At 73.5% G+C, this 1,965-nt stretch carries 2 protein-coding genes and 1 pseudogene; 2 read left to right on the forward strand and 1 reads right to left on the reverse strand.

What is annotated here, in order from left to right; translation table 11 throughout:
• Positions 1 to 139 precede the first annotated feature (139 nt).
• Positions 140 to 919 (forward strand): GNAT family N-acyltransferase, encoded by a 780-nt coding sequence (locus tag IJH84_RS27760; RefSeq protein WP_295150854.1) that lies wholly within the window; start codon positions 140 to 142, stop codon positions 917 to 919.
• Positions 916 to 1,761 carry a 1-acyl-sn-glycerol-3-phosphate acyltransferase gene (locus tag IJH84_RS27765; protein ID WP_200070263.1) on the forward strand — a complete coding sequence of 282 codons (846 nt, stop codon included), beginning with the start codon at positions 916 to 918 and terminating at the stop codon, positions 1,759 to 1,761. Before IJH84_RS27760 ends, IJH84_RS27765 begins: the two co-directional genes overlap by 4 nt.
• A gap of 22 nt (positions 1,762 to 1,783) precedes the next feature.
• On the opposite strand, the pseudogene IJH84_RS27770 reads toward IJH84_RS27765, so the two are convergent.
• Positions 1,784 to 1,965 (reverse strand): annotated as a pseudogene (locus tag IJH84_RS27770) (polyketide cyclase); the annotation flags it as partial.

Here is a 1,965-nt window from a genome sequence, read left to right on the forward strand (position 1 = left end):
GGAACTTCCGGGATGCGGTGTTCGTTGGGCCGGTCAGGGCAGGCCAGTGCGGTAAGTACCGGGCATTCACCGAAAATTCCTATTGCGTGTCCTCAGCGGTCCTACTGCGCTTTCTGCGCGCGGCGATACACCTGCGGGCATGTCCGAGTCGACGCTGCTTGCCAGCACCGCTCCAGCGGGATCTCCGACCACTGCCACCACTCCCTATTCGCTGCTCGTGGCCCGGGACAGCGACGAGGTGCGGGCCGCGCAGCGGCTGCGCTACGAAGTGTTCGCCGAAGAGATGGGCGCCACCGTGCACGGCGACGCGCCGGGCGTGGAGACCGATCCGTTCGACGAGCACTGCGACCACCTGATCGTCCGCGACGACCGCACCGGCGAAGTCGTCGGCACCTACCGGATGCTGCCGCCGGAGCGCGCTCGGGAAGCGGGCGGGCTCTACTCCGAGACCGAGTTCGACCTGTCCGCGCTCGGGGAACTGCGCCCCGCCCTGGTGGAAACCGGCCGTTCCTGCGTGCACCGCGACCACCGAACCGGCGGCGTGGTGAGCCTGGTGTGGGCCGGAATCGCCCGCTACATGCTGCTCCACGGGCACACCTGGCTCGCCGGGTGCGCCTCGGTGCCGCTGGACGACGGCGGCGCGCTCGCGGCGAAGGTGTGGGACACGGTTTCGGCGAAGCACTACGCGCCGGAGGACTCGCGGGTGCATCCGTACCTGCCGTGGAACCCGGAACCCGTCGAGCGCACCCACCGCGGTCCGCTGCCCCCGCTGCTGAAGGGCTACCTGCGGCTCGGCGCGCAGGTGTGCGGGCGGCCCGCGCACGATCCGGAGTTCGGGGTCGCGGACTTCTTCGTGCTGCTCGACTTCACCCGGATCGACCCGCGCTACCTGCGGTTCTTCCTCGGTGCCGCGGCATGACGCACAGATGGGCGCCGGATTCGCCGTGCGGCCCGGGCTGCCTGCCAAGGCCGGGATCGGTGCGCCGCGCGGGAACGCACCGCGTGGCGCTGCGGCTGGCCGGGGCCGCCGGGCTGATGCTCGCGGGCATCGGGGTCGCGGTGGTGTTCGCGCTGCTGTGGCGGTCCGCGCGCACTGCGCTGGTGCGGTCGTGGTTCCGGGCGCTGCTGCGGGTGCTGGGCATCCGGTTCGCGGTGCGCGGTGAGCACCGGCTCGATTCCGGGGCGTTGGTGGTCACCAACCACGTCTCGTGGCTCGACGTGGTCGCGCTGATGGCGGTGCGCCCGATGCGGCTGCTGGCCAAGACCGAGGTGCGGTCCTGGCCGGTGATCGGGCCGCTGGCCGGGCGCGTCGGCACCCTCTACATCGACCGGGAGCGGTTGTCCGCGCTGCCCGGGGCGGTGCGCACGATCGCCGACTCGCTGCGCGGCGGCGCCGTGGTCGGAGCCTTCCCGGAAGGCACCACGTGGTGCGGTCTCGCGTCCGGCAGGTACCGGCCCGCGGTGTTCCAGGCGGCGGTGGACGCGCGGGTGCCGGTGCAGCCGGTGGCGCTGCGGTTCAGCGCCGGTGGGCGGCCGACGACCGCTGCGGCGTTCGTCGGCGAGGCGACGCTGCTGGAATCCGTGCTCGCGGTGGCCCGGGTCCGGGATCTGGTGGTGGAGCTGTCGCTGCTGCCCGAGATGGACGCGGCCGCGGTAGGCGATCGCCGGGAACTGGCTCGCCGCACCGAACGCGCCGTGGCAGAGGTCACCGCACCCGCCGAGCCGCACCTCCCGCACCTGCCGCAGCCCGCGGCGGCGTGAGCCCGGGCGGTCACCCGCGGGCTCAGGACCCTTCCGGCGGTGCGGTGTAGGCCGCCGTCGTGCGATCCGCGCACGCCGTGGCCTGCGCCTCCGGCGTTCCGGCGGCGAGGTTCGCCGCGCACCACGCCGTGCTGCTGAGCCACGCGAACCGGCTGCCCTCCGCGGCCCCGATCCATTCCGCCCCGTACGCCGCGTCGCCGGTGA

The sequence above is a fragment of the Saccharopolyspora sp. genome (genome assembly GCF_017434145.1).
In the GTDB taxonomy this organism is placed as follows: Bacteria; Actinomycetota; Actinomycetes; order Mycobacteriales; family Pseudonocardiaceae; genus Saccharopolyspora_C; species Saccharopolyspora_C galaxeae.

Coding starts and splice junctions, on each gene's coding strand:
- IJH84_RS27760 (WP_295150854.1), top strand. CDS start 140: ATGTCCGAGTCGACGCTGCTTGCCAGCACCGCTCCAGCGGGATCTCCG.
- IJH84_RS27765 (WP_200070263.1), top strand. CDS start 916: ATGACGCACAGATGGGCGCCGGATTCGCCGTGCGGCCCGGGCTGCCTG.